This is a genomic window from Candidatus Arcticimaribacter forsetii, from assembly GCF_910589745.1.
Taxonomy (GTDB): Bacteria; Bacteroidota; Bacteroidia; order Flavobacteriales; family Flavobacteriaceae; genus Arcticimaribacter; species Arcticimaribacter forsetii.
In genome coordinates this window covers 1,572,417-1,597,999 of record NZ_OU342399.1, presented here as the reverse complement: position 1 = coordinate 1,597,999, position 25,583 = coordinate 1,572,417, and the positions used below count along the sequence as shown (strand labels likewise).

The window sequence follows — 25,583 nt, the reverse complement described above, 5'->3', positions numbered from 1 at the left end:
TTTGAATCATGAAAAAGAAAGTTGTAGTAGGCCTCTCCGGAGGTGTTGATTCTAGTGTTGCAGCATACTTGCTTAAAGAGCAGGGATATGATGTTATTGCACTCTTTATGAAGAATTGGCATGACGAGTCGGTTACTATTTCTGATGAATGTCCTTGGCTTGAAGATAGTAACGACGCTATGATTGTTGCTGATAAACTTGGTATTCCTTTTCAGACAGTAGATTTAAGTGAAGCATATAAAGACAGGATTGTAGACTATATGTTTGCAGAATATCAAAAAGGAAGAACACCAAATCCAGATGTGTTGTGTAATCGTGAGATTAAATTTGATGTTTTCTTAGATATTGCAATTTCATTGGGAGCAGATTTTGTTGCTACGGGACATTATTGCCAATCTGACACTCAGATAACTTCTGAAGGAGCAACTGTTCATAGATTAATTAGTGGAGCAGATTCTAATAAAGATCAATCTTATTTTCTATGTCAGTTAACTCAAGATCAATTATCAAAAGTATTATTTCCAATTGGTGGTCTACAGAAATCTGAAGTTAGAGAAATTGCTGCAGAACAAGATTTAATTACAGCGGATAAAAAAGATTCTCAGGGACTTTGTTTTATAGGTAAAGTAAGTCTTCCTGATTTTTTACAACAAAAGCTAAAAGCAAAAACAGGAAATATTATTGAAATATCCGATAGTCATTCTAAATATCAAAACCCTAGATATGATTTTGAATCTCAGTTAGATATGTTGGTTTACAACAGTACTAAAAGAACCTACCAACCAACCGATGGTAACGTGGTCGGAACTCATCAAGGGGCTCATTTTTTTACTAAAGGACAACGAAAAGGTTTGGGAGTAGGAGGAACCCCAGAGCCCTTATTCATTATTGACACTGATGTTCAGGAAAATATAATATACACTGGTCAAGGGAAACAACATCCAGGTTTACTTAGAAGAGGTTTATTAGTTAAACAAGATGAGGTTCACTGGGTGCGTAATGATCTTAAATTAAAAATAGGTCAAACACTAAGTGTAATTGCAAGAATTCGTTACCGTCAACCTTTAGAAAAAGCTACCCTTTATTCTGAAGAAAAAGGATTGTATGTATTATTCGAAGAACCACAAACTGCAATTAGTGAAGGTCAGTTTGTAGCTTGGTATCACAACGATGAGTTGCTAGGTTCTGGAGTAATTTCCTAATTACATTTAAATAAGTTCACTAAAATCAAGAACTACTTGATTGTGAAGGATGTCATCAAAAGTTTCTTCTTTTCTAATTAAATGAGCTTCCTCATTTATCCATAAAACTTCAGCAGGTCTAAATCTAGAATTATAGTTGCTCGCCATCGTTTGACAGTAGGCACCAGCATTTTTAAAACTTAAGAAATCTCCTTCATTTATTTCAGAAATCTTGCGGTTACTTCCAAAAGTATCTGTTTCACAAATATATCCAACTACAGAGTAAAAACGCTCGCGACCTTCTGGATTTGAAATATTTTCTATTTCGTGATAAGATCCGTAAAACATTGGGCGAATCAAGTGATTGAATCCACTGTCGATCTGCGCGAAAACGGTTGAGGTAGTTTGTTTTACTACATTCACTTTAGAGATAAAATAACCCGCTTCACTTACCAAGAATTTACCAGGCTCGAAAGCAAGGGTTAGCTCTCTTCCATATTCTTTGCAAAATTCATTGAATTTTACTGTTAAACGTTCCCCTAATTCTTCAATGTTAGTTTCAATGTCGCCTGTTTTGTAAGGCACTTTGAATCCTGATCCGAAATCAATAAAACTTAAATCTTTAAAGTGTTTAGCAGTTTCGAATAAGATCTCAGAAGCATGAAGAAATACATCTATATCTAGGATATCACTACCAGTGTGCATGTGAATTCCATTGATATTCATCTTTGTGTTTTCGGTTATTCTTTTAAGATGTGGAATTTGATGTATCGATATTCCAAATTTAGAATCAATATGCCCTACAGAAATATTACTATTTCCTCCAGCCATAACATGAGGGTTTATTCTAATACAAACTGGAGTTTTTGGGTATTTACTTCCAAATTGTTCTAATATTGAAAGGTTGTCAATGTTTATTTGAACTCCTAAAGCAGCAACTTCTTCTATTTCATTTAAAGAAACTCCGTTCGGGGTATAAATGATTGTGTGGGGTTCAAAACCAGCAGCAAGACCTAAGCGAACCTCTTGAATAGATACTGTGTCTAGACCTGCCCCTAATTTTTGAATGTAACTTAATACAGAAATATTCGAAAGTGCTTTTGTAGCATAATTCAGTTTTAAATTCTTTACACCACTAAAAGCATTGCTAAGTCTATTGTATTGGAATTTAATTTTTTCTGCATCATAAACATAAAGTGGTCCCCCAAATTGTTTAGCTATCGAAAGTAAATCTGCGTTATTCATTTTAATTTATTTTAAGCAAAAATAGAAACAATTCCATCTTCACAAAGAGATTTGAATTAATTAATTAAAAATATAAATAATTGTTATAAACACAACAAAATACTTTTGTACTTCATTGAATTTAATTGATATAACTTCTCTATTTTTGTTGGATCAAATTTTTGAATAAATGAATTTACACGAATATCAAGGAAAAGAAATTTTAGCAAGCTTTGGTGTTGCAATACAAAAGGGTATTGTTGCTCAATCTGCTGAAGAGGCTGTGTCTGCAGCTAAGGCACTAACAGAAGAAACTGGAACAGGATGGCATGTGATTAAAGCACAAATTCATGCTGGTGGACGTGGAAAAGGTGGAGGTGTCAAATTAGCAAAGAACCTTGATGAAGTTTCTTCGCTTGCTGATCAAATTATTGGAATGCAATTAGTAACACCACAAACTCCTCCTGAAGGAAAGCCAGTTCATCAAGTATTGGTTTGTGAAGATGTTTACTACCCAGGAGAATCTGAAACAAGCGAATTTTATATCTCCGTATTATTAAATCGAGCAACAGGGCGTAACATGATCATGTATTCTACAGAAGGTGGAATGGATATTGAAACTGTAGCTGAAGAAACTCCGCATTTAATTTTTACAGAAGAAATTGATCCTGCTGTTGGAATGATGCCGTTCCAAGCACGTAAGGTTGCTTTTAACTTAGGTTTAAGTGGGCAAGCTTTTAAAGAGATGACTAAGTTCATTACAGCTTTATATACTGCTTATGTGAATTCTGATTCTTCTTTATTTGAAATCAACCCGGTTCTTAAAACTTCTGACAATAAAATATTAGCAGTTGATGCGAAAGTATCAATTGATGACAATGCATTATTTAGACATAAAGACTATTTAGCTCTACGTGATATTCGTGAAGAAAATCCGATTGAAGTAGAAGCTGGTGAAGTTGGACTAAATTATGTTGATCTAGATGGTAATGTTGGATGTATGGTTAACGGTGCAGGTTTAGCAATGGCTACGATGGATCTTATTAAGCAAGCTGGAGGAGATCCGGCTAACTTTTTAGATGTTGGAGGAACTGCTGATGCTGCACGAGTTGAAACAGCGTTCCGTTTGATTCTTAAAGATCCTAATGTAAAAGCTATTTTGGTTAATATCTTTGGTGGTATTGTACGATGTGATCGTGTTGCTCAAGGAATTGTTGATGCGTACAAGAATTTGGGAGATGCTATTAATGTTCCTATTATTGTTCGTTTACAAGGAACTAACGCGGATATAGCAAAAGAACTAATCGATAGTTCAGGACTGAATGTATTATCTGCAACTGCCTTCCAGGAAGCAGCTGATAAAGTTCAAGAAGCGATCGGATAATTATCCTTTTAATATCAGTCTGATTTAATGCATACTTAATAAAATAAAAACGGCTCCTTTTAGGAGCCGTTTTTTTATATTTCTCAATAGGTATTCTTCAAAATTAATGAATACGTATTTTATTCTTGGATAATACCCTGTTTAAATTGACTTAAGGTTACTACTTTACCTCCGATGATGTAATAACTTTCATGAATGTAGTATTCATTAATATTATCTTCATCATCTGGTTCATTTACTTTAAACCCAGCCTGTACATGTTCTCCTCCTTGAGAAGGGTCTATGTCCACCGAATATGCATACATGAATTCCCAACTAACCGAAGGGTTTTCTTGTTCTAACATATTCTTAAATTCATCAAAATTTGAGGTTGTTTTACCACTTGGATCTGTAACCTTAACGGTATCCACAAAGAATTCTCTCATTGCTTCATGGTCTCTAGCAGACCATACTTTGTCCAGTGCTATTACTTGATCAATTGCTTCTTGTGTTCCTAAATGCCATTGTAAATCACTCAGGTCTGGATTGGGATGAAAACCAATCATTCTTTCTTTTGGAGTTTCAGTGTTTTGAGTGCAGGAAACGAAAATAAGCACTACTGCAAAAATTTTTAAAAAGTTTTTCATAGGTAATACATTTAGTTATGTACCTACAATATATGATTTTAAATTGTTTTTTGCAATTAAAAAATAGCAGTACTACTTTTCGTATATTTTTTTCCATAAATTCTTACCCGTAATTGCTGTGGTTGTAATGAACCCAGAAAATAAAGCCCCACCTATACCAGCAGTTACGATATCTTGCCCTGTTAGGTATAATCCTTTAATTGGAGTTCTTGGATTAAGAAATTTTTGACGGTATCGTTCGGGTGAATGTTCCAATCCATAAAGCTCACCCCGATCATAATTAACAAAATGTTTTGTTGTTAGGGGAGTAGAGAGCTCGTAGCAATCTACTTTTTCTTTTAGATGAGGAAAAATTTTAAATAAACGTTCTAAGAGACGTTGAGCAAATTGTTCTTTATAGTTTTCATAGGTTTCACCTCTTTTCATCCATTTAGTTTTCTCCCATTGCTGAAAGTTTTCATAAGGAAGTAACGTGATAATATCAATCGTACTCTTATTTGGATATCGATTGGACCAATCAGGGTCTTTTGCAGAGGGAAAAGAAATGTAAACAACCGGAAAGGGTTGTTCATTGTCTTTCAAAAATCGATCAACACAACCATCATGATCCAGGTCATCTGGATATATCCATAGATTTTTCTTTGGTAATTTTAGTTCTTCTGGTGTTCCATTGAGTCCTAGATATAAACATCCGTGGGCTACAGACGGTTTTACTTTTTTTAACTGGCTAGAGAATTCTTTGTATAGAGAATGTTCTTCAGGAATCATTTTCTTGAAGGTGTTCATAACACCTACGCCACTAATTATTAGGGGTGCGTAAAAACATTTTCCATCTTTCATTTTAACTCCTGTGGCTTTGTTTTTTTCAAGGATAATTTCATCAACTTCAGCATTGATTAATATGGTTCCTTTTGATTTTTCTATAACAGGGTCTATGGTGTTTATAATTTGTGAAGATCCACCAATTGGAAAACTACCGCCTCCGAAATAATGTTTTACGACAGAGGCGTGCATTGCAAAACTACTCTTTTTTGGTGGTAGTCCATAATCGCCATATTGAGCTGTTAATACTTTAATCAGTTCCTCATTGTTGGTTAATGATCGGAGTACTTCATAGGTTGTTTTATTAGAAAATTCCTGATAGGGCTTTTGTAGCATCCCTCCAATTAAATTTCCAACCAGTTTAGGAAGTGCTTTATTTATATAAAATTTCCCCATTGCTTTATTGGCCTTAAAAATAAGATCAACATAAGCTTTTATTGCTTTTCGCTCTTCTGGAAAATATTGAACAAGCTGTTCGATGAAATTATCTACTCCTTTTACAAAATTATATTTCTTTTCTCCAATTACAATTTGATCATAAACCTCACCCATATCTGCCCATTCAAGTTTTTTGTCTGAGATATAATCAAACATTTTACGTAAGGCACTATTTTCTTTTTGAACTTCACCGATGTAATGAATTCCTACATCCCACTCATATCCTTTTCTTTTGAATACATGCGTAAAACCTCCTGCAGTATAATGTCTTTCTAACATAAGAACTTTTTTCCCCTCCTTTGCCAAGAAAGCTGCGGTTGTTAAACTCCCCATACCGGTTCCAATGATTATTGCATCATACTGTTCTTCGAGTTCTAGAGGTTGCTTATAGGATTGAATCATAGCAGGTAGTTTAGTTTTCTAAAGCTACGTTTTTTAGAGTTTAAATCCAATGTAACGAAATTTAACTCCAAATTAATAGAGAACTAATTCTACGTTAATTGAAACAAAGAGAGGTTTTACAAAACAACTTGAACTTTCTTTTTCCACTCCCTTAAGCCGTAAATAGAGAGAGCGAAATAGAGTAGGGTTAATGCAAAATAGAAATACAATCCTTTATTTAGATACAACCCTAGGGTTACCCCATTTATTATTATCCAGTAATACCATCCGCTAAGCACTTTTTTAGCTTCTAGATAACTAGCAATAAAACTGAAAATTGTAGTAAACGCATCCAAATAAGGGTTGCTTGCTTCTGTGTATTGATCCAATACATACCCTAAACTAAAAGCTAGAATTATTCCTAATCCAACGAAAAGAAGGTGTGTTTTAGAAGCTATTTCGTTGATGGGTAATTCGCTGGAATTTTTTTTGGAGTTCCAAAGATAGTAACCATAGAAACCTATAATTACATAATAAAAATAGAGTATAGACTCTGCGTATAGTCCTATGTTATAAAATAAAAAAATGCTGACTAGAGAACCTGTTATTCCAAAAAACCAACAATAAATATTCTCTTTGATTAAGAGGAATAAAAATGTCAGACTCAGTCCAACTGCACTAATTTCTAAAAGTAAATTCATGAAATTAATGGGTTATAATTGTTCTTTTAAAGCATTAATTTCATCTCGTAATCGAGCTGCTTCTATGAAATTTAATTCTTTTGCAGCTACTTCCATTAACTTTCGAGTATCTCTTACCTTTTGTTCTATTTGTGGTTTTGTAAGATATCTTGTAGCTTCTTCTGCTGCCTTCTTGGTTTCCTTTTCTGATGCGTATGTAGCAACAGAATTTTTAGACAAAGCACTGTCTAATGATTTGTTTAGCGCTTTGGGGACCTGATTGTGCAGTTTGTTATAAGCCATTTGTTTTTCTCGACGGTACGTAGTTTGGTCCATGGTAAATTGCATAGACTTGGTAATTTTATCAGCATAAAAAATTGCAAGACCGTTTACATTTCTTGCAGCCCTTCCTACGGTTTGTGTCAACGATCTATTCGATCGTAAAAAACCTTCTTTGTCGGCATCCAGAATTGCAACCAAAGAAACTTCGGGTAAGTCTAACCCTTCTCTGAGTAGATTTACACCAATCAATACATCAAAAATTCCTTTTCTTAGATCTTGCATTATTTCTACTCGTTCCAGCGTATCCACATCACTGTGAATGTATCGACATCGGATCTGAATTCTACTCATGTATTTTGTCAGTTCTTCAGCCATTCTTTTGGTTAAAGTAGTAACTAAAGTACGTTCGTCTTTCTCCGTTCTTTTTTGAATCTCTTCAATCAAATCATCAATTTGATTTTCACTCGGTCGTACTTCAATTATTGGATCTAATAAACCGGTGGGACGAATAATTTGTTCTACAAAAACTCCTTCCGTTTTTTCTAATTCGTAATCTGCTGGAGTTGCACTAACATATAAAACCTGGTTTTGTAGACTTTCAAATTCATCAAATTTCAAAGGCCTGTTGTCCATAGCAGCAGGAAGTCTAAAACCATATTCGACTAGGTTTTCTTTTCTACTTCTATCCCCACCATACATCGCATGAACCTGAGAAACCGTCACGTGACTTTCGTCAATAACCATTAAAAAATCATCCGGAAAATAGTCTAACAAACAGAAAGGGCGTGTTCCTGGATTTCTTCCGTCTAGGTAACGGGAGTAATTTTCAATACCAGAACAATATCCCAATTCTCTTATCATTTCCAAGTCAAAGTTAGTACGCTCTTCCAAGCGTTTAGCTTCCAAATGCTTTCCGATTTCTTTAAAAAAATCAAGTTGCTTAACAAGATCATCTTGAATTGCGTGAATTGCATTTTGAAGGACATCGGGAGAAGTAACGAACATGTTTGCAGGATATATGTTTAGTTGCTCGTATTTTTCTATTCGTTCGTTTGTAATTGGGTCAAAGGCTTCTATTTCTTCAATTTCGTCTCCAAAAAAGTGAATTCTAAAAGCGGTGTCAGCATAACTGGGATATACATCTACGACATCCCCTTTTACTCTGAAGTTTCCATGTTGAAAATCAGCCATTGTTCTAGAGTATAAACTCTGAACTAGTTGGTGCAAAAATTTTGTTCTCGAAATGACTTGGTCTCGTTTTATAGAAACTACATTTTTTTGAAATTCTGCCGGATTACCAATCCCATACAAGCAAGAAACAGAAGCAATAACAATTACATCTCTTCTTCCAGATAATAACGAAGAAGTAGTACTCAATCTCAGCTTCTCGATTTCTTCATTAATGGATAAATCTTTCTCTATGTAAGTTCCTGTAACGGGGAGGTATGCTTCTGGTTGATAATAATCATAGTAGGAGACAAAATACTCCACTGCATTATCAGGAAAAAATTGTTTAAATTCTGAATACAACTGTGCAGCCAATGTTTTATTATGGGCTAAAACAAGAGTTGGTCTATTAAGTTCTTGAACAACATTTGCAACTGTGAATGTTTTTCCAGACCCTGTAACTCCCTGAAGCGTCATGTGCTTTTCTGTTTGAGAAAAACCATCTACAATTTGTTTAATTGCTGTAGGTTGATCTCCAGTTGGTGAGAATTCTGAAACTAACTTAAAAGACATAGTGTTTTTATCAAGCCCTAAATTTAAGCATTTAGAATGATTGGTGTGCTAGCAGACTCCCTTCATTTTTATTAAAAAGTTCAATAAAATAAAATAGTACCTTTGAGAAAAGATGCCCATGAAAGAAAAGCTGATTTCTAAGAAAAAACCATTTTATCCAATCTCGGAAAATTTAAATGCGTACTTAAAGCATTTCAGCCGTTGGGTATATACTCCTATTTTTTATGAAGACCTTTTGCGTTTTTCAGGGTCTGTAGTTGTTTACGATGAAAATGAAAAAGATTCCCTGTGGGTACGTGTTTATTACTCAGATACGGAGCGCAAAGAAATTGACTTTAACCTAAAGAAAGTATACGCTTTACTCCATTCAGATGGGAATGAATCTTCCATGCCTTATTTGAGTATAGATGCGATTGACTATTGTACTTTTGGTAATTCGAAACCCTTTCGAATTAAAGTTCGAAATGTTTTGAATGACAATTTCACTTATTTCTACGTAAAAAAAACAGATGCCTCTCGGGTTTATGGAATTGAGTTCGAGCATATGCTTTCACCGCATAACCTGAATTTTTTAATTAATGATTCTACTCTAATAGAAGAACATATAGCAGGAATACCAGGCGATGTTTTTATTGAAAAATATCTCGCTAAATGTACTCCGGCACAACAAGCACAAATCGCTAAAGAATATGTAAAATTTAACGAACGCTGCATGATTCGTCTGTTAGGAGATATGCGTGCTTATAATTACGTGGTGATTCCAATTCATGATTTTGATCAGGTGGTTTATAAAATCAGAGCAATTGACTTTGATCAACAAAGCTTTGAAGGGAAATTAATGGTTTATCGTCCTCAATTTTTTAAAGAAAATTTCCCAATGATATCCGTTGTAAAAGAAAAATTGTCTGAATCCTCTATCACCCAGTACAAAGTTGAAGAACGTTCTATTTTGGCAAAAAGAATTCAGAATTCCGGAACTAGATTAGATAAGCTTTTAAAAATTATGATAACAGATGAAGTTTCTATTCCAGAGAATGTAAAAAAGCTATCAAAAGAAATTTATAAATTCACAAAAGACGATGCTTTTAAGAGAAGCAACAGTATGGGAGGAATTATGCAAGCTTCGTTTGCTTATGTACTAAGAAACTATGAGAGTCTGAATATGACAAACCTAATCAATTCTAGACCCTAATAAAAGTCAGCATCATTATAGTCTTCTAGACCCTCTTCCTCTTCCTCATCCATTTCATTTTCTAAGGTACTTTCATCAGCAACAAAGTCTTTTTGAGGAGCCTCTTCAGGAACTTCCCCTTGAGCAAAAATTAAATTAGGATATAAGGTGGTTATTTCTGGTTCTCCTACTTCAATAAGCTCTACAAAAAAGGTCCATAAAGCTAGGAAGTCATAAACATAAATTAGGTGGTGATTTTCTGCAGTAAAAATAGAGTCAATTTGTTCCTGTCCCATCGGAACAATTCCTTCATCCATATCAAGCAGAGGAATTTCTTCTCCTTGCTCCCATGCTTCATTTGTTCTGTAAAAAGAAGCCATTTCGCTTCCAGCAAAACCAAATGCTTGAGCAATTGCATAATGAAAGTCCTCTAGAGTTGCAGAAGCCTCAATTTCAATATCTCTTAAGATATCTTCTTTTGCATCAAGAATAATTCTAAATCTATAGATCATGGTTGTGGGTGTTTATGTTGTGATTAAACAATTGAAGTATGAGATAAAATTGAGCTCCAAATAAAAAGGAAGCTAAAAGTAAATGAAGTGGTTGTGTTCCCATTGGGAAATCTAAATAATACATTAATATGCCTGTAAAAACCTCACAAGCAATTGTGATTAGTACCCATTTGAAAACGGGTAGATTTAATCTTATTTTACGAAAACTATAAAATAAATAACCATTGATAAGAACTACGAGTAAAGAAAAACTCCTGTGAAAATAAAATTTAAATGGCGCAGGATCTAACCATTTGGAGACTTGTGCTTCTCCAAGAAAATCTATTTGAAGATCAATAAATTGTCTTACCTGAGTACCAATTCCTATTTGAATTAACGTTAAGACTAGAGCTGCAATGGCAATTATCTTAATTCTATTACTGGTCTCTATTTCCACTTTTTTAGCAGCGGTATATTGGTATAAATAAACCAGAAGACCTACAATTATTAGTGCCATAATCATGTGTACACTAATTTTGGTTGGTAATAAATTAGAATCAACCACTGTTTTTCCAAGCCAAGCTTGGAACCCCATTCCAAAAATAATCAGTAATGAAAGTAAAGGGATTCTTTTTCTTTTTTCCCAATAACCTATGGATAAAAATCCTACAATAAGAGTAGCTAGACCCGACAATGCACCAACCAATCGATTTATAAATTCAACCCAAGTATGAAAAGCATTAAAATGTGCGTAATCGTGTTTTGTATATACTTCCCAATTCGATTCAGAATAAGTAGAAGTACTCCTAAAATCTTTTGCGGCAACTCGTAAACTTTCATTTACAATAATAACTTCCCCTTCGTTATATTCCTGGTTTTCTTTCCAGTCTAATTGACTGCGTTCGGTAGGTGGAATTAAATATCCAAAACATTTTGGCCAGTCCGGACATCCCATTCCACTTCCTGTAACTCGGACTATTGCTCCGGCAGCGATTACGGCATAAACTAATACTAGTGATACTCCAACCCAAAAGCGAAATGTTGTTTTCATATTTTTGTTATTTATCAACTAGTTTCAGGCCAAGTTTTTCACCCTCGACTTTCATTAATTCAAAAGCAGCATTTTCTTCATTTGGAATAATTCCCTCTAGAATAGCTTCTTTAATAGCTTCTTTAATTTGTCCAATTGCCTTTGAAGGTCCAAGACCAAAAGATTCCATAATTTGCTCCCCAGAAACAGGCGGCTGGAAGTTTCTTATATGATCTCGTTCTTCAACTTCTTCAATTTTTTTACGGACAATTTTGAAGTTGTTGTGATACCGTTCAAACCGTTTTGGGTTTTTGGTGGTAATGTCTGCTTCACAAAGTGTTATCAGGTCGTTGATGTGTTCTCCTGCATCAAAAATAAGTCTTCGTACTGCGGAATCTGTAACCAGATCTTCTGCTATAACGATGGGTCTAGAACTCATTAAAACCATTTTTTGAACGAATTTCATTTTTTCATTCAAAGGCATCTTCATGCGTTTAAATAATTTGAAAACCATTTTAGAGCCAACAAATTCATGCCCGTGAAAGGTCCATCCAATTTTTTTATGAAAACGTTTTGTTGGAGCTTTTCCTATGTCGTGAAGCAAGGCAGCCCAACGTAACCATAAATTATCAGTGGTTCTACAAATGTTGTCTACAACCTCAAATGTATGATAGAAATTGTCTTTATGTTTTTGGCCTTCTATTTCTTCTATTCCTTTTAATGCAATCAATTCCGGAAGTAAAAGTTCAAGTAAATTTACTTGGTCTAAAAGAAGAAATCCAAACGAAGGTTGATCACACATCATGATTTTATTGATTTCTTCAACACAACGCTCTTTTGTAATTATAGAAATCCTTTGCGCTTGTTTCTTTATGGCGTCAAGCGATTTCTTTTCGATTTCGAAGCCCAATTGAGAAGCAAATCGAATTGCTCTAAGCATACGTAAAGGATCATCCGAATAAGTCATTTCAGGCTCTAAAGGAGTTCTTAAAATACCATCTTCTAAGTCTTTAATGCCATTGAAGGGGTCCAATAGTTTTCCATATGAATTGGCATTGAGGCTAATGGCCATTGCGTTAATAGTAAAGTCTCTTCTGTTTTGATCGTCTTGTAAACTCCCTACAGACACCTCTGGATTTCTACTATCAGGAGCATAAGACTCTTTTCTTGCACCCACAAATTCTAAGCTAATGCCTTCCCATTTTAGCATGGCAGTTCCATAGGTTTTAAAAACCTGCACTTTACTTGCCTTAGGAAGTTTTTTCTGTACTTCTTTAGCGAGGGTAATTCCTGAGCCAATTACAACAAAATCAATATCAGCATTCCCTCTTTTACGGTTCAGCATGTGGTCACGAACAAACCCACCAATTGCATAGGTTTCTAATTCTAAAGCATCTGCAGTTTCGCCAACGGTTTTTAAAAGTTGGGAATTTAAGATGTCCTCAAAGCTCGTGTTCAACATACTTATGCTCTTAGCGTTTTAAAAGTTCCATCTTTTTCTACAAAGATTAAGGTCGATGGACTGGTTCTTATTTCTTCTGTTCTCAAAGTTACAACATAGTCCACACCATCCAAAATAGGTTTGTCTATTTCACTGAATGATTTCGGGCTTTCATTACCGCTAATATTAGCAGAAGTTGACACAATGGGTCTCCCAAAAGAATTTATAAGCTTTTTACAAAACTCATCTTGGACAATTCTAATCCCTACGCTTCCATCAGAAGCGGTAAGGTTTTCAGCAAGACCAACCACCTTAGGGTAGATTATTGTTGTTGGTTTAACACTGGTAGCCAGTGCTTTTATGTTATCATCGAGTGCTCCGGTTAGTTTTTCAAGCATTTCAAGGTCAGAAACCAAACAGATTAAGGCCTTAGAATCTGACCGTTGTTTTAGCTCATAAACTTTAGAGACAGCATCAGGTTGTGTAGCATCGCACCCTATTCCCCAGATTGTATCAGTGGGGTAGAGTAGGGTTTTACCCTGTTCTAAAGCTGCGCAACCTGCACTCAGAAAAGTTTTCATTTTATTCAGTTAACTATACAGCAACGTTATGCTCTCTAAGGGCATCGTTTAGAGAAGTTTTTTTGTTGGTACTTTCTTTTCTTTTCCCAATAATTAAAGCACATGGAACTTGAAATTCTCCAGCAGGGAATTGTTTTGCATAAGTTCCAGGAATAACAACAGAACGAGCAGGAACTACCCCTTTGTATTCTATGGGTTCAGCTCCAGAAACATCAATAATTTTAGTAGAAGCGGTAAGTACTACATTAGCTCCAAGTACAGCTTCACGCTCTACACGAACTCCTTCTACAACAATACATCTAGAACCTACAAATGCATCATCTTCTATAATAACGGGCGCTGCTTGTAGTGGTTCTAAAACCCCACCAATTCCAACACCACCACTAAGGTGAACGTTTTTCCCAATCTGTGCACAACTTCCTACCGTTGCCCAGGTATCAATCATGGTTCCAGAATCTACATAAGCTCCAATATTTACATAACTAGGCATAAGAATAACACCCGATGAAATGTAAGCACCTTGACGCGCTACAGCATGAGGAACAACCCGTATTCCTTTCGCAGCATAATCTTTTTTGAGAGGCATTTTATCATGGAACTCCATGGGTCCAGCATGCAAAGTTTCCATTTTCTGAATTGGAAAATATAAAACAACAGCCTTTTTTACCCATTCATTTACTTGCCATCCGTCTTCAGTAGGTTCAGCTACACGAAGTTCACCTTCGTCTAATTGTTTGATAATGAATCGGATTGCGTTTTGCGTTTCTTCTTGCTCTATAAGACCTCGATCTTCCCAAGCTGCTTCTATAATTTCTCTCATTAGATGGATGTTAAAATTTTGCACAAATTTAAGCTTTTAACTCGACTTTATTTAGTTTTTTTATACGAACCCAAGTAGGAGACGTATATTTGCACATGCCAGAAATTATAGCAATCGATTTTGGAACGAAGCGCACCGGAATAGCCGCTACAGATCCGCTGCAAATTGTAGCCTCTGGGTTGACTACTATTCCTACGCAAGAAGTAATCCCTTTTTTATTGGATTACCTTAAAACGCACGACGTTTCAACCTGTGTTTTAGGGCAACCAAAAAGACATGACGGTTCGTTATCGGAGGTGGAAGAGGAGATTAAAAAGTTCATCTCTGCTTTAGAGAAGAAAATTCCAAGTTTGAAAGTTGAGCGTCACGACGAACGATTTACATCAAAAATGGCTTTTCAAACCCTATTAGATTCTGGAATTGGAAAAAAGAAAAGACAAGACAAAGGATTGATTGATAAAATAAGTGCAACCCTTATCTTGCAGTCTTATTTGGAATCAAATAATAATACTAGTTTATGATTTTACCTATAGTAGCCTACGGAACCCCCGTATTAAAAAAACAAGCAAAGGACCTCAGTTCAGAATATCCAGAACTGGATAAACTGATTGAAAATATGTGGGAAACCATGTACGAAGCAAACGGCGTTGGTTTAGCTGCTCCACAAGTTGGACTCGGAATTCGACTTTTTGTTGTAGATGCTTCTCCATTTGCTGATGATGAAGAGCTCACAGAAGAGGAGCAAAAACAACTTACAGGTTTCAAAAAAGTATTCATCAACCCTCAAATTGAAGAATCTGGAGAAGAATGGGCTTTTAGCGAAGGATGTTTGAGTATTCCAGATGTTCGCGAAGATGTTTACCGTCAGGAAGAAGTAAAAATTAACTACTTTGACGAGAATTTTGAAGAACACACAGAAACTTATACTGGGCTTGCGGCACGAGTGGTACAGCATGAATACGATCATATTGAAGGGGTTTTGTTTACGGACAAACTTTCCCCACTTAAAAAAAGACTAATCAAAGGAAAATTAAATAATATTGCTAAAGGAAACATTCAAGTGGATTACAAAATGCGCTTTCCATTAGCTTCAAAAAAACGATTAATATAACTATGGAATTAGATAAAATTATAGCAATTTCAGGACGCCCAGGGCTTTTTGAAGTTCAAATTCAAACGAGAAGTGGTTTTGTAGCTCATTCACTTGTTGATGGGAAACGTATTTCTGCAAGTATAAGAGATCAAGTGAGTTTACTTTCTGAAATAAATATCTATGGGTTGCAAGCAGAAGTTCCTTTGGCCGATATATTTCAGAAAATTCTAAAAAAAGAAAACGGAGCAATTTGTTCTGTCAAACCAAAAGCTCCAGCTACCGATTTAGAAGCTTTTTTCTTCGAGGTGTTCCAAGATTACGATGAAGATCGGGTATATCCGAGTGATATTAAGAAAATTATACAGTGGTATAATATACTAGTAGAAAAAGGGCTTTTAGTTGCAGAAAAAGAACCCGAAAAAAAAGCACCTACACAAAAAAAAGAAGCAGCTAAAAAAGACTAATGAACTCTAGAGCTCAACAATTAGAAGCACTCGATCGCTTGCTTACCATCATGGATGAACTCCGGGAACAATGTCCTTGGGATAAAAAGCAAACATTCGAGTCTTTACGTCACCTAACCATTGAGGAAACCTATGAGTTGAGTGATGCAATAATTGAGCGTAACCTAGAGGAAGTAAAAAATGAGTTAGGAGATTTATTACTCCACCTCGCTTTTTACTCGAAGCTGGGAAGCGAAGAAAAAGCATTTGATATCGCAGATGTAGCAAATTCTATTTCAGAAAAATTAATTCACCGGCACCCACATATTTATGGGGATGTTACCGTTCAAGACGAAGAAGAGGTAAAAAAAAATTGGGAAGCCCTCAAGTTAAAAGAAGGGAAGTCGTCGGTTCTAGAAGGCGTTCCAAAAGGCCTTCCTTCTCTAGTAAAAGCGCAACGTATTCAGGATAAAGTTGCTGGCGTTGGTTTTGACTGGGAGCATCCGGAGCAAGTCTGGGAAAAAGTTCAAGAAGAATTAGCAGAACTTAATGCTGAGGTTCAGAACGGAACCAAAGAACAAATCGAATCTGAATTTGGTGATGTTCTTTTTTCAATGATCAACTACGCCCGTTTTCTTAAAATAAACCCAGATACAGCCTTAGAACGAACCAATCAGAAGTTCACAAAACGTTTTCATTATTTAGAAAAAAAAGCTGCAACCACAGGAAAAAAACTTCATGATATGACCCTGGAGGAAATGGATGTTATCTGGGAAGAATCTAAGAGGGAGGATTAGGGTTTATTCTTCATCTAACTCTTCAGTCAAAGATTGTTCTTGACTCTTTTTCAACTCCCGTCCAAGTGCTTTAATCTGATTTACCTTAGTTTTCCAATTCTCTATTTTATTGGTCAGTAATTCAATCTTAGAATTTACTTCCTGAACAACAGGATTGTCAGCAGATGTATTACTAAAAAAGGCAAGATTATTCTGAAGCTGAATCAATTCATTTTTAGATTCTTCAATCTTTTTGTTTAATAAAACATGTTCTTTATTCAACCCTTCTTGGTTGTCTTTTAGAAGCATCATATCGGTTTTAAAAAGAGCAGCTGTTTTTTCTTCACCTTTGAGTTTGGTGTGCTTCCAAAGTCCTTTTAGGAATTCTATATATTCTTTATGAGTCGAATTTTTCACTCCCTCTGAAGGAGTTCCTATTTCAGTCCAATGTTTGAATGCATTTTCTATGTACTCAAAAAGTTCCTCCGTTTCTGTAGGTGCTTTTTGAGTTTTTAAATCCTGAAAATAAGCACGTTTTGCTTTTAATATTGCTTGGTCTTCTATGCTGTATGCTTCTTCTTTATTTTTTAGTCTAGCGAAATAGGTGTCGGTTGCAGTTTTGAATTCTTCCCAAAGTAAGTTGGACTGTTTTCTGGATATTCTTCCGGTTTTCTTCCAAGCAACTTGGATTGCTTTCATTCGACCAATATAAGACCTCCAGTCAGAGCTTTCTAAAATAGTTTTAACCTCTGTTATTAACTGTTTTTTCTGATCTATATGTTTTTTTTCTTCCTGCTTTTGGTTTTTATAAAACTCATTTTTTTTCTGATTAAAGTTTTTCAAAGTTAATCGAAACTCATTCCATATCGCTTTGTTCTGAGCTCTTGGAATTCTCCCAACGTTGTGAAATTCTTCTTTGAGTACAGCTACCTTTTTTAAAGAATTTTGCCACGCATTATGATTTGCTGGATGGTCTGTGTAAAGTTTAATAATAGCTTCTAAGATTGCTTTTTTTCTTTCGAAATTTTCAATCAATATCGCATCTATGTTTTTGTTGTATTCATTTTTGCGATCATGAATTTTTGATGTAGCTTCTTGAAAACGATTCCATAGAATTACTTTGTGCTCTGCAGCAACTGGACCTAAGTCATTTTTCCATTGTCGGTGAAGAATGTTAAGCTCTCGTACTGCAACCACAACATCGGGGTTCTCTACTAAGGCTTCTGCTTTTTCAATAAGCTTCAGTTTTTCTTCGTAGTTGTGTTTAAAATCCTTATCACGAAGTGCACGGTCTAAGTGTAAAAAGTCATAAAATCGTTTTACGTGATGTTTATACGTTTCCCACACATTATTAGTCTCCGCTCTAGAAACGGTTCCTGCTTGATGCCATTCTTCCTGTAGGGCTCTAAATTCTTTGTAGTTATTTGAATTATTTTCGTTCGTTCCAATTAACGCTTTAATTTTTTCAATGATCTCTAAACGTTTCTCCAGATTTTCTTTCTGGTTTTTTTCTTGAGATTTATAGTGGCTGCTTTTGTTTGTTTTGTATTCACGAACAAGCAGACTAAATTCTTTTTTGTAATTGGGACTGAATTCAAAGTCGAGGTCGTTACCCTCTAACGCAATAAATTGTTTCTTCTTTTCATTGTAGATTGCCCCAAAACGATTTTCAAATTGTGTGATAACTTCTTGTATTTCTTTTCCAGACTTCATCCAATTATCTGCCTGGACCATATTTTTTAAAATACCAGGATAGTCGATAAGTTCGAGTGTGTCAAATTGAATAGGGGCTTGTGTAGGTTCAGATTCAGTTACAGCTTGAGATTTTTCCTTTTCTTGATCTATCTTTTTGCTTGTGCTGATTTCAGAAGCTTCGTTGATCCCTTGTTCTAATCCAGATTCATTAGGCTCAGTTGATTTTTCCATCATCAGTTTTATTTATGAATAGCTTTGTGCAATTCATGTATATTAATTTCAGGTAAAATTTACGAAAAAATAAGCTAATCGTTCATATTGTTCCAGATATTCCACGATTTTTCAGCTTGTTGTTCTAACATAAAATATCCATTTTGGATTGTAGCTCCTCTTTTTAAACCCTCATTTAAGAATAGGGATACTTCAGGATTGTAAATTAAATCAAACAAGAAATGTTTATCATGTATTAAATCAAAAGGAATTGCTGGTGCCTGATCTACTGCTGGGTGTGTGCCCAAAGGCGTGCAGTTTATTATTAATAAATGGCTATTCATTAGGTCTTGATTGATATCGTTATAATGAATTTGGCCTTCTTTTGGATTTCTAGAAACAAATAAAGTTTCTATTTCCATCTCACCCAAGACATATTCAATAGCTTTTGAGGCTCCTCCAGTCCCTAAAATAAGCGCTCGAGTAGCATGGTTATTCCATTTAAGACCCAATGCTTGTTTAAAACCAAAGGCGTCAGTATTGTGTCCTTCTGTTTTTCCGTTTTCTAATAATTTAACGGTGTTTACAGCACCGATTATCTTTGCGTCTTCTGATAACTGATCGATGTAGGGAAGTATCGCTTCTTTGTATGGAATTGTTACGTTCAGTCCACCTAGATTTTTAGATTTTAGAACCGCTTTAATTTCATCTATAGTTTGTAAATCAAAATTTTCATAACTACAATTTGTTATGTTTTCTTTTTTGAATTTTTCAGCAAAATAAGAACGTGAAAAAGAATATTCAATCTCTTTTCCTACCAATCCATAGCGTTTATTTTGTTGTTTTTCTTTTTCCATATATTTCTAATAGTGTAACAATTCCAAACCCTAAAAGTATGAAAATGATTACGTAGATGTTTTCTAATTCGGATAGATTTGGTAAAAATAATTCTTGTGTTCCAGTTTTTATTATTTCACCCGAATCATCTACAGTTCTTTTCCACGGCCAGGTAACCCCGAGAGATCCTATAATAAAACCGATCAATACCGCTGTTACTTTTTGAGGGTACCGTTTTAACATCCATTTTAAGGCTTTTGAAAAAACAAGTAATCCCGTGATGGACCCAAGGGTAAAGGTCGACATTATTACCAACAAACTCATTCGAGCCTCATTTTCTAAAAAGCTAAAATCGAATAATAAAATCTCTTTAAGGGAATAGTATAATGCGTTTACTGAATCGATTAGGAGTAATTTATAGTTCCCTAAAACTAGAATTATAAAAGAACCAGAGAGCCCTGGCAATATCATTCCCGAAATACTAATCATTCCGCAAAAGAACACAAATAGTAAATTTTGGTTTTCTTGTCCAGGAGTCAAAAAAGCAACTGTGAGTCCAAACGAAACACCGACTAATGTTAACAGATATTCGAACATAGAATACTTCTTAACTTCGATCCAAATGAATAAAACAGAGGCTATGATCATCCCAAAAAATAGGCCCCAAACTTGTTGTGGATAAATTTGGATGAACCGATCTAAAATAAGAGAAACACTAAAAAAGCTGATGATTACACCACCAAAAAGAAGGGTCAAAAACGACCCGTTGATATGCTTGTAAAATGCCTTGAAGTCTCTTTTTAAAAAGAAAGAAAGAGCTGTTTTGTCAAATCTAGAAAAAGAATAAATCAATTCTTCGTAAAAACCTGCAGCTAAGGCAACAATACCGCCAGAAACACCGGGTATTTTGTTGGCAATACCCATAGCGATTCCTTTTAGAATAAGGATTAGTTTTTGAGCTTTGGTGTTATTGGGTTGCATTATTTTCTTTACTAGAATTACGTTCTAGGAAATATAGAAAAAGAAATCCTAAGCTCATTAAAGTAAAGGCAATAATTGTATGAGACTCCCCATCGAAATTCCATGGGGTTGTATATTCTGTTTTTAGTGCAATTTTTTTGGTTTCTGAAATAGTTTCCCATTGAACTACTTTTTGCCAAGGCCATATTTTGGGGAGTGCTCCCATCATGAACCCAATAAGAACCATTAAAGTTTCTTGTTTTTTATGATTAAAAAGCCACTTTAATATTTTCGAAAACGCTTTAAGACCCACAATAATTCCAAATCCAATTGCAGCGAGTCTTGAATAAATTAATAGGAAATTTTCCCAATCAAAATTTAATAAAGCCAAGATGCTGTTTTTTGAGGTGTAAATAACGGTTTCGTAAGCTCCCAGTAAGATATAAATAAATGAGCCTGAAATACCCGGAAGGATCATTGCAATGATCGCAATCATGGAGCAGAAGAATAGATAAGCAAGACTAATTTCTCCTCCTTTTGGAGTTATTTGTGTTATACTGAAAGCAATTATAAGCCCAATAAGCAGAAATAAAATTGACTTTATTGAATTGGGTTTGTATTGTTTTAATAAAAGAAGAATACTGCTTGTAATTAATCCGAAAAAAAACGACCATACAGGAATCGGATATTCATTTAATAAATGGTGTATTAATCCCGAAAAAAGGACAATACTAGTACCAATTCCAAGGAGGAGTGGTAGGAGAAATTTTCCGTTTATTTTATTCCAGAACGAGTTAAATCCTTCTTTTTTTAGGGTGGAAAGAGCTTTTAAATTTAAGTTATCAATCGAGTTGATTAATTCTTCATAAATTCCAGTAATGAGTGCAATTGTACCACCAGAAACTCCCGGAATAACATCGGCGATTCCCATGGTCATGCCTTTTAAAAAGACTTTTAATTTTGTATTGGAATTGTTTTTCAAAAAAAGAAAATTAATTTCTTATGCTAAGAAATGTTGAAAATTGATTTGAATTCAGGGAAAAACTTTAATAAACTATCAGCAGGTTCTTTTTTGTTTTTTTTGAGATCTTGAATGAAATAATCGGCTTCATTTAATCTGCTAATTCTTCTATAACTTCCGGCAATTCTGAAATCAATCTCCGAAGCCTCCGGATAGAATTCTTTCGCCTGGTGACCAATTTTAATTAGCTTCTCCCACTCGTTTAAAAAGATTAAAGTATTCATCCACTCAATCCATATTTCGAGTTCATAATTTCCAAGTTCAATTGTGTTTTGATATGCAATCTCAGCTTCAGTGTAATGACCTAAAGTTTGTAATAAAAGAGCATTTCTTTTGTTATAACCCACGCTGCTGCTGTTTATCAGAAGAGCTTCTTTTGTGAAATACAATGCTTTCTCGATATCTTCACTGTAGATGTAAAAATCAATTAATGCAATCCAACTTTTTTCACTCGAGGGATCTTCTTGAACCGATTTTTTAAAATATTGCAATGCTAAGATGTCGTTTCCTAAGGTTTGATGACAGTGACCTATTCTGAGGTAAGCATAGGAACTGGGATCATCTAGTTGATTTGAAATTTGATAGTTTTCAATTGCTTCGTTGTGACGACCTAGTTTTTCTAGCACCTTTCCTTTTTCAATGTAAGCTCCTGTAAAACGGTCTTCAGAAATAATTGCAAAATCAAAGGCACTTAAAGCTTCTTCATTTCGATCTAAATTTAAATACTGTTTCCCGATTTCATGCCATGCAATTTCGTTGTATGGGTTCTTTTCTAGGATTGAGTTCAGTACGCTTATTGCTTCTTCGTATTCTTTTAAATATTCTAAGCAATACAATAGGTTGTACATTACTTGATAATCTTGAGGATCTTCAACTAAACATAATTTGAAGTTTTCTTTTGCATTTTCATAATCTTCCAGCACCATATATTCCATCCCAAGAAGACACCATATTTCGGTCAATTCGTCTGCGTATTGTAACGATTCAATAAGTAATTCAATCGCTTTTGCGTGTTCCTTATTTTTAGAATAAATGGTAGCTCGTTGAACAAATATTTCTTGATTTTGAGGATCTAATTCTTCAATTACATCAAGTAACAATTTAGCTTGTTCATCAGCTCCGTCAAAAATCAAAAGCTCAGACTTTAGGAGGAGTAAATCGCTGTGAACCGGGTGTTGTTTTGTAGCTAAGTGAAGTGCTTTTTTTGCTAAATTAATTTCACCAGAATCTATGTAATATTGAATTATACATTCAAAATCTTCAGCATCAAAGAAGTACACCTCATTTGTTTTAAGCATTTGCTCAAATCTTGGAATGGGTGAGTCGGAATTTTCTGGGAACTGATTCTTCATAGACTAATTTGTAACTTATTATTAAAGTTAATACAGAAGTTAGCTTTTGTTTAGCCTTCTAAGAGATTGTTTTTAACAAAGTAATTAACAGTTTAGGAATTAATACCTTCCAAAACTTCATTAATTATAGCACATCCTTTTTTGATTTCTTCCTCTGAAATAGTCAATGGCGGAGATATTCTAACCGCTTTTTTTTCCCATAATAACCAGAATAATATCAGCCCTTTTTCCATGCACCCTAATACTACTTTATTTGCAATTTCTTCGTTTTCAAATAGGGGAGCTAGCATTAAACCAGTTCCATTAATTTGTTTTATGGCAGGGTGTTTTAATAAGCTTCTAAATAGGTTTTCTTTTTCTTTTACCTGTTCAATTAATTTTTCTGACTTTAGAGTTCTCAGTGTTGCTAGCGCCGAGGCTGCAACTAAAGGATTTCCTCCAAATGTTGTGATGTGTCCTAATTTTGGATTTTCTGTCAGCTGCATCATTTTGTCAGAAGAACTACTGAACGCCCCTATAGGTAATCCTCCTCCCATTCCTTTTCCCATTACAAGAATATCTGGGACTACATCAAACTGTTGAAATCCAAAAAGACTTCCTGTTCTTCCAAATCCCGGTTGGATTTCGTCTAGTATTAAAAGAGCTCCAACTTCTTCACATCTTTTTTTAACCTGTCTTAGGTAATTGTTTTCCGGAAGAATAAATCCTGCACCTCCTTGAATCGTTTCTAGTAGTACAGCAGCTGTTTTTGAGGTGATTTTTTTTAAATCTTTTTCGTCGTTAAATTCAATAAACGATACTCCTGGGAGTAAGGGTCGGTAAGCTTTTTTTTGTTCTTCAGCTCCCAGTAAGCTCAGTGCACCGTGGGTGCTTCCGTGGTAGGCTTTGTTTGCAGAGATAAGCTCTCCTCTTCCTGTAACTCGTTTGGCTAGTTTTAATGCCCCTTCAATCGCTTCCGTCCCTGAATTTACAAGATAGGTTACGCCAAGACTTTCTGGTAATTCTTGTGCAAGTTCTTTCGCTAAATTTACTGCGGGTTCTTGTGCAAATTCCCCATATACCATTACGTGTAAATAGCGTTCGCTTTGGTTTTTTATAGCTTCGACTATATTGGGGTGGCAGTGTCCTAGGCTGCATGCAGAAACTCCAGCAACAAAATCTAAATACGATTTACCACTGCTATCATAAACATAACTTCCTTTTGCATGATCTATTTCTATACCGAGTGGGTAAGGAGTAGTTTTTGCTTGATAGGTAAGAAAGTCTCTGTGAAGTGTTTTCATTCTTTTAAAATTGTAACTTCTGGAATTTCTGTTTTTTCTGGACCAAATAAATCCTCAAATGTTTCTGGCCTTTCATTTATTCTCCAAAGAAAACCTTTTAGTTTTCTTAGATTTCGATCTATTTTTTCTTCAGGGAAAACCTCTCCGTCTGGACTTACATAAAATGAAATTTCATTTATTTCGTTGTTGTCGAATACAATATCGAGCGCACTACAGATTGTTTTATTAATCCCGATGAGTTCACCAGAATCCGAATAGAGATAATAAATAACCATAGTGTTTTTTACTACGTCTAGGTTTTTAAGTGCTCCGTCATGGAAGTCTCCATAAAGTTCACTTCCAATGATCTGGTTATATCCATCCGAACTAAGGGAGTCTTTTTCTATTATAAATGCATTTCCGAAAATCTGAAGAGAATCGAGTTTTTTCTCTCCTTTTTCTGTTTTTAAGTAAATTACCTCTCCACTCATTTGGCTTGCACCAAACCATAAAACAGGGTTCTTGGAATTTTTGTCATCGTCACTTAAAATTTGTTCTTCTTTTTTAGATAAAGGTCTTTTGTGTAATTCAATCTTTCCAATTTTATCATCAAGATATAAAGAGTCCGATTTCCCTCTAATGTCTGACTTCAATATTTTTACATTATAATACCCTCTTAAAACGCGATGTTCTGCTGGTCCTGTTCCAACGAGTGTGTCTGCTTTAATGAACAAAGAATCTTTTTCAAGAATATTTATTGCATATGCTTTTCTTGTAATAATTGCGGAATCTTTTGCTTTAAAAATTTCGGCATAATTCCCGCGAATTATCGAATTATTAATGGTATCCGTTATAGAGACAAAGTCTGTTGCAGCTGCATATTCCCTTTCATTTTCAAAATATAGACTGTCTCCTTCAATAATTTTTTCGTTATAGTTAATCAATGCATTTTGTCTGAAATTCCCTTGCTGAGTTTCCATGTTATAGAATCCTCGTTCGCAATAAATATCATAGTCAGCACCAATTATCTTGGTAGGACCGTAGAGGAAAGCTTTGTTACTTTCTGTAAAATAATCAAGTTGTGCTGAAGTAACCTTATATTCTGGATTGTCTATGCGAACATTAGAAATGAAACGATATTTCTTTTCATTCATAAAATATTTTCCGCGATTACTTTTTAAAACACTACTGCTGTCGACTATAGTTCCTGGGGTTTCATAATAAGCAATGTTCTCGACGCGATCCAGATAAAGTGTATCTGTTTCTAGCGTCATATCGGGTTGTTTTAGAAAAACATTTCCCCAAGCTTTTGCAAATCCTTTTTTCCCATCATATTCTAAATAATCACTGGTCATCCTTAAGGTGTCGCCTTGAGTAAAAACAACAGCACCACTTGCTTCAAAAAAATTTCTCTTTGAATAAAAAAAAGAGGTATTGGATTTAATCAAGGCCCCTTTATGGAATAAATGAACTCTTGTATCTCCTTTTTTTAAAAGTATGTTTGCTCCAGGATATTGAGCTTCATCTTTTTCGAAAGATCCCGCTTGCCTTATTTCAACAATTCTAGATTCTTGAGCAGATAAGAGTCCTACCCAAAAACCAATCATTAGAATTAAAACAAGTGTTTTCGGATTTTTCAAGA

24 protein-coding genes are annotated in these 25,583 nt (G+C 34.9%); 7 read left to right on the top strand and 17 right to left on the bottom strand.

Annotation, left to right across the window (positions count from 1 at the left end; translation table 11 throughout):
- The first annotated feature begins 8 nt into the window (after positions 1 to 8).
- Positions 9 to 1,202 carry a tRNA 2-thiouridine(34) synthase MnmA gene (mnmA, locus tag NG655_RS07305; RefSeq protein WP_252158668.1) on the top strand — a complete coding sequence of 398 codons (1,194 nt, stop codon included), beginning with the start codon at positions 9 to 11 and terminating at the stop codon, positions 1,200 to 1,202.
- A gap of 6 nt (positions 1,203 to 1,208) precedes the next feature.
- Here the strand turns inward: mnmA and lysA are convergent, their stop codons facing one another.
- Positions 1,209 to 2,426 carry a diaminopimelate decarboxylase gene (lysA, locus tag NG655_RS07300; protein ID WP_252158667.1) on the bottom strand — a complete coding sequence of 406 codons (1,218 nt, stop codon included), beginning with the start codon at positions 2,424 to 2,426 and terminating at the stop codon, positions 1,209 to 1,211.
- Between the two features lie 169 nt (positions 2,427 to 2,595).
- Between lysA and sucC the strand changes: the two genes are divergently transcribed.
- On the top strand, positions 2,596 to 3,789 hold the full coding sequence (gene sucC / locus NG655_RS07295; RefSeq protein WP_252158666.1) for an ADP-forming succinate--CoA ligase subunit beta: 1,194 nt from the start codon (positions 2,596 to 2,598) through the stop codon (positions 3,787 to 3,789).
- A 119-nt stretch (positions 3,790 to 3,908) separates the two neighbouring features.
- Here the strand turns inward: sucC and NG655_RS07290 are convergent, their stop codons facing one another.
- The 4 genes from NG655_RS07290 to uvrB all read right to left on the bottom strand — a co-directional run bounded on the left by NG655_RS07290 (position 3,909) and on the right by uvrB (position 8,758).
- Positions 3,909 to 4,415 (bottom strand): hypothetical protein, encoded by a 507-nt coding sequence (locus NG655_RS07290; protein ID WP_252158665.1) that lies wholly within the window; start codon positions 4,413 to 4,415, stop codon positions 3,909 to 3,911.
- A gap of 72 nt (positions 4,416 to 4,487) precedes the next feature.
- Complete coding sequence (locus NG655_RS07285; RefSeq protein WP_252158664.1) at positions 4,488 to 6,077, bottom strand: phytoene desaturase family protein; 1,590 nt, start codon at positions 6,075 to 6,077, stop codon at positions 4,488 to 4,490.
- Positions 6,078 to 6,193: 116 nt separating this feature from the next.
- A complete protein-coding gene (gene pnuC / locus NG655_RS07280) occupies positions 6,194 to 6,757 on the bottom strand; it encodes a nicotinamide riboside transporter PnuC (RefSeq protein WP_252158663.1) in 564 nt (187 codons plus the stop codon).
- 12 nt (positions 6,758 to 6,769) lie between these two features.
- Positions 6,770 to 8,758, bottom strand: a complete 1,989-nt coding sequence (uvrB, locus tag NG655_RS07275; RefSeq protein ID WP_252158662.1) for an excinuclease ABC subunit UvrB — start codon at positions 8,756 to 8,758, stop codon at positions 6,770 to 6,772.
- A gap of 118 nt (positions 8,759 to 8,876) precedes the next feature.
- On the opposite strand from uvrB, the gene NG655_RS07270 reads away from it, so the two are divergent.
- Positions 8,877 to 9,950, top strand: coding sequence for a hypothetical protein (locus tag NG655_RS07270; protein ID WP_252158661.1), 1,074 nt, complete (start codon positions 8,877 to 8,879; stop codon positions 9,948 to 9,950).
- Here the strand turns inward: NG655_RS07270 and NG655_RS07265 are convergent.
- The 5 genes from NG655_RS07265 to NG655_RS07245 are packed head-to-tail and all read right to left on the bottom strand — an operon-like array spanning position 9,947 to position 14,292.
- Positions 9,947 to 10,441 (bottom strand): plasmid pRiA4b ORF-3 family protein, encoded by a 495-nt coding sequence (locus NG655_RS07265; protein WP_252158660.1) that lies wholly within the window; start codon positions 10,439 to 10,441, stop codon positions 9,947 to 9,949. The two genes, NG655_RS07270 and NG655_RS07265, sit on opposite strands and share 4 nt — an antisense overlap.
- Positions 10,431 to 11,471, bottom strand: coding sequence for a COX15/CtaA family protein (locus NG655_RS07260; protein ID WP_252158659.1), 1,041 nt, complete (start codon positions 11,469 to 11,471; stop codon positions 10,431 to 10,433). Before NG655_RS07260 ends, NG655_RS07265 begins: the two co-directional genes overlap by 11 nt.
- A 7-nt stretch (positions 11,472 to 11,478) precedes the next feature.
- Positions 11,479 to 12,912: a CCA tRNA nucleotidyltransferase gene (locus tag NG655_RS07255; RefSeq protein ID WP_252158658.1), complete on the bottom strand. Its 1,434-nt coding sequence runs from the start codon at positions 12,910 to 12,912 to the stop codon at positions 11,479 to 11,481.
- Positions 12,913 to 12,914: 2 nt separating this feature from the next.
- Positions 12,915 to 13,472 carry an L-threonylcarbamoyladenylate synthase gene (locus NG655_RS07250; protein ID WP_252158657.1) on the bottom strand — a complete coding sequence of 186 codons (558 nt, stop codon included), beginning with the start codon at positions 13,470 to 13,472 and terminating at the stop codon, positions 12,915 to 12,917.
- 13 nt (positions 13,473 to 13,485) lie between these two features.
- Complete coding sequence (locus tag NG655_RS07245) at positions 13,486 to 14,292, bottom strand: 2,3,4,5-tetrahydropyridine-2,6-dicarboxylate N-succinyltransferase (RefSeq protein ID WP_252158656.1); 807 nt, start codon at positions 14,290 to 14,292, stop codon at positions 13,486 to 13,488.
- Between the two features lie 95 nt (positions 14,293 to 14,387).
- Between NG655_RS07245 and ruvX the strand changes: the two genes are divergently transcribed.
- From ruvX to mazG, 4 genes are read left to right on the top strand one after another with little or no spacing between them, the layout of a single operon-like run.
- Positions 14,388 to 14,813: a Holliday junction resolvase RuvX gene (ruvX, locus tag NG655_RS07240; RefSeq protein ID WP_252158655.1), complete on the top strand. Its 426-nt coding sequence runs from the start codon at positions 14,388 to 14,390 to the stop codon at positions 14,811 to 14,813.
- Positions 14,810 to 15,403 carry a peptide deformylase gene (def, locus tag NG655_RS07235; protein ID WP_252158654.1) on the top strand — a complete coding sequence of 198 codons (594 nt, stop codon included), beginning with the start codon at positions 14,810 to 14,812 and terminating at the stop codon, positions 15,401 to 15,403. The genes ruvX and def overlap by 4 nt, the downstream gene beginning before the upstream one ends.
- A 2-nt stretch (positions 15,404 to 15,405) precedes the next feature.
- Positions 15,406 to 15,849 carry a DUF5606 family protein gene (locus tag NG655_RS07230; protein WP_252158653.1) on the top strand — a complete coding sequence of 148 codons (444 nt, stop codon included), beginning with the start codon at positions 15,406 to 15,408 and terminating at the stop codon, positions 15,847 to 15,849.
- Positions 15,849 to 16,625, top strand: coding sequence for a nucleoside triphosphate pyrophosphohydrolase (gene mazG / locus NG655_RS07225; protein ID WP_252158652.1), 777 nt, complete (start codon positions 15,849 to 15,851; stop codon positions 16,623 to 16,625). The genes NG655_RS07230 and mazG overlap by 1 nt, the downstream gene beginning before the upstream one ends.
- Before the next feature lie 3 nt (positions 16,626 to 16,628).
- Here the strand turns inward: mazG and NG655_RS07220 are convergent, their stop codons facing one another.
- The 7 genes from NG655_RS07220 to NG655_RS07190 all read right to left on the bottom strand — a co-directional run bounded on the left by NG655_RS07220 (position 16,629) and on the right by NG655_RS07190 (position 25,581).
- The gene (locus tag NG655_RS07220) at positions 16,629 to 18,530 is read right to left on the bottom strand and encodes a DUF349 domain-containing protein (RefSeq protein ID WP_252158651.1); all 1,902 of its coding nucleotides are present in this window, start codon (positions 18,528 to 18,530) and stop codon (positions 16,629 to 16,631) included.
- Positions 18,531 to 18,604: 74 nt separating this feature from the next.
- Positions 18,605 to 19,366 (bottom strand): shikimate dehydrogenase family protein, encoded by a 762-nt coding sequence (locus NG655_RS07215; protein WP_252158650.1) that lies wholly within the window; start codon positions 19,364 to 19,366, stop codon positions 18,605 to 18,607.
- Entirely contained in the window at positions 19,341 to 20,327 is a 987-nt protein-coding gene (locus NG655_RS07210; protein ID WP_252158649.1) for a DUF368 domain-containing protein, read from the bottom strand. The genes NG655_RS07215 and NG655_RS07210 overlap by 26 nt, the downstream gene beginning before the upstream one ends.
- On the bottom strand, positions 20,314 to 21,288 hold the full coding sequence (locus tag NG655_RS07205; RefSeq protein ID WP_252158648.1) for a DUF368 domain-containing protein: 975 nt from the start codon (positions 21,286 to 21,288) through the stop codon (positions 20,314 to 20,316). Before NG655_RS07205 ends, NG655_RS07210 begins: the two co-directional genes overlap by 14 nt.
- 23 nt (positions 21,289 to 21,311) lie before the next feature.
- The gene (locus tag NG655_RS07200) at positions 21,312 to 22,679 is read right to left on the bottom strand and encodes a tetratricopeptide repeat protein (protein ID WP_252158647.1); all 1,368 of its coding nucleotides are present in this window, start codon (positions 22,677 to 22,679) and stop codon (positions 21,312 to 21,314) included.
- A gap of 92 nt (positions 22,680 to 22,771) precedes the next feature.
- The gene (locus tag NG655_RS07195) at positions 22,772 to 23,962 is read right to left on the bottom strand and encodes an aspartate aminotransferase family protein (RefSeq protein ID WP_252158646.1); all 1,191 of its coding nucleotides are present in this window, start codon (positions 23,960 to 23,962) and stop codon (positions 22,772 to 22,774) included.
- Entirely contained in the window at positions 23,959 to 25,581 is a 1,623-nt protein-coding gene (locus NG655_RS07190; protein ID WP_252158645.1) for an OstA-like protein, read from the bottom strand. The genes NG655_RS07195 and NG655_RS07190 overlap by 4 nt, the downstream gene beginning before the upstream one ends.
- Positions 25,582 to 25,583: the final 2 nt, after the last annotated feature.

What these genes read in the sequence shown, in the direction of transcription:
- NG655_RS07220 (WP_252158651.1), bottom strand. Translation starts at nt 18,530, where the DNA reads ATGGAAAAATCAACTGAGCCTAATGAATCTGGATTAGAACAAGGGATC.
- NG655_RS07290 (WP_252158665.1), bottom strand. Translation starts at nt 4,415, where the DNA reads ATGAAAAACTTTTTAAAAATTTTTGCAGTAGTGCTTATTTTCGTTTCC.
- NG655_RS07210 (WP_252158649.1), bottom strand. Translation starts at nt 20,327, where the DNA reads ATGCAACCCAATAACACCAAAGCTCAAAAACTAATCCTTATTCTAAAA.
- NG655_RS07215 (WP_252158650.1), bottom strand. Translation starts at nt 19,366, where the DNA reads ATGGAAAAAGAAAAACAACAAAATAAACGCTATGGATTGGTAGGAAAA.
- pnuC (WP_252158663.1), bottom strand. Translation starts at nt 6,757, where the DNA reads ATGAATTTACTTTTAGAAATTAGTGCAGTTGGACTGAGTCTGACATTT.
- NG655_RS07250 (WP_252158657.1), bottom strand. Translation starts at nt 13,472, where the DNA reads ATGAAAACTTTTCTGAGTGCAGGTTGCGCAGCTTTAGAACAGGGTAAA.
- NG655_RS07265 (WP_252158660.1), bottom strand. Translation starts at nt 10,441, where the DNA reads ATGATCTATAGATTTAGAATTATTCTTGATGCAAAAGAAGATATCTTA.
- NG655_RS07200 (WP_252158647.1), bottom strand. Translation starts at nt 22,679, where the DNA reads ATGAAGAATCAGTTCCCAGAAAATTCCGACTCACCCATTCCAAGATTT.
- uvrB (WP_252158662.1), bottom strand. Translation starts at nt 8,758, where the DNA reads ATGTCTTTTAAGTTAGTTTCAGAATTCTCACCAACTGGAGATCAACCT.
- NG655_RS07285 (WP_252158664.1), bottom strand. Translation starts at nt 6,077, where the DNA reads ATGATTCAATCCTATAAGCAACCTCTAGAACTCGAAGAACAGTATGAT.
- lysA (WP_252158667.1), bottom strand. Translation starts at nt 2,426, where the DNA reads ATGAATAACGCAGATTTACTTTCGATAGCTAAACAATTTGGGGGACCA.
- sucC (WP_252158666.1), top strand. Translation starts at nt 2,596, where the DNA reads ATGAATTTACACGAATATCAAGGAAAAGAAATTTTAGCAAGCTTTGGT.
- NG655_RS07230 (WP_252158653.1), top strand. Translation starts at nt 15,406, where the DNA reads ATGGAATTAGATAAAATTATAGCAATTTCAGGACGCCCAGGGCTTTTT.
- NG655_RS07270 (WP_252158661.1), top strand. Translation starts at nt 8,877, where the DNA reads ATGAAAGAAAAGCTGATTTCTAAGAAAAAACCATTTTATCCAATCTCG.
- NG655_RS07245 (WP_252158656.1), bottom strand. Translation starts at nt 14,292, where the DNA reads ATGAGAGAAATTATAGAAGCAGCTTGGGAAGATCGAGGTCTTATAGAG.
- NG655_RS07255 (WP_252158658.1), bottom strand. Translation starts at nt 12,912, where the DNA reads ATGTTGAACACGAGCTTTGAGGACATCTTAAATTCCCAACTTTTAAAA.
- def (WP_252158654.1), top strand. Translation starts at nt 14,810, where the DNA reads ATGATTTTACCTATAGTAGCCTACGGAACCCCCGTATTAAAAAAACAA.
- mazG (WP_252158652.1), top strand. Translation starts at nt 15,849, where the DNA reads ATGAACTCTAGAGCTCAACAATTAGAAGCACTCGATCGCTTGCTTACC.
- NG655_RS07260 (WP_252158659.1), bottom strand. Translation starts at nt 11,471, where the DNA reads ATGAAAACAACATTTCGCTTTTGGGTTGGAGTATCACTAGTATTAGTT.
- NG655_RS07195 (WP_252158646.1), bottom strand. Translation starts at nt 23,962, where the DNA reads ATGAAAACACTTCACAGAGACTTTCTTACCTATCAAGCAAAAACTACT.
- mnmA (WP_252158668.1), top strand. Translation starts at nt 9, where the DNA reads ATGAAAAAGAAAGTTGTAGTAGGCCTCTCCGGAGGTGTTGATTCTAGT.
- ruvX (WP_252158655.1), top strand. Translation starts at nt 14,388, where the DNA reads ATGCCAGAAATTATAGCAATCGATTTTGGAACGAAGCGCACCGGAATA.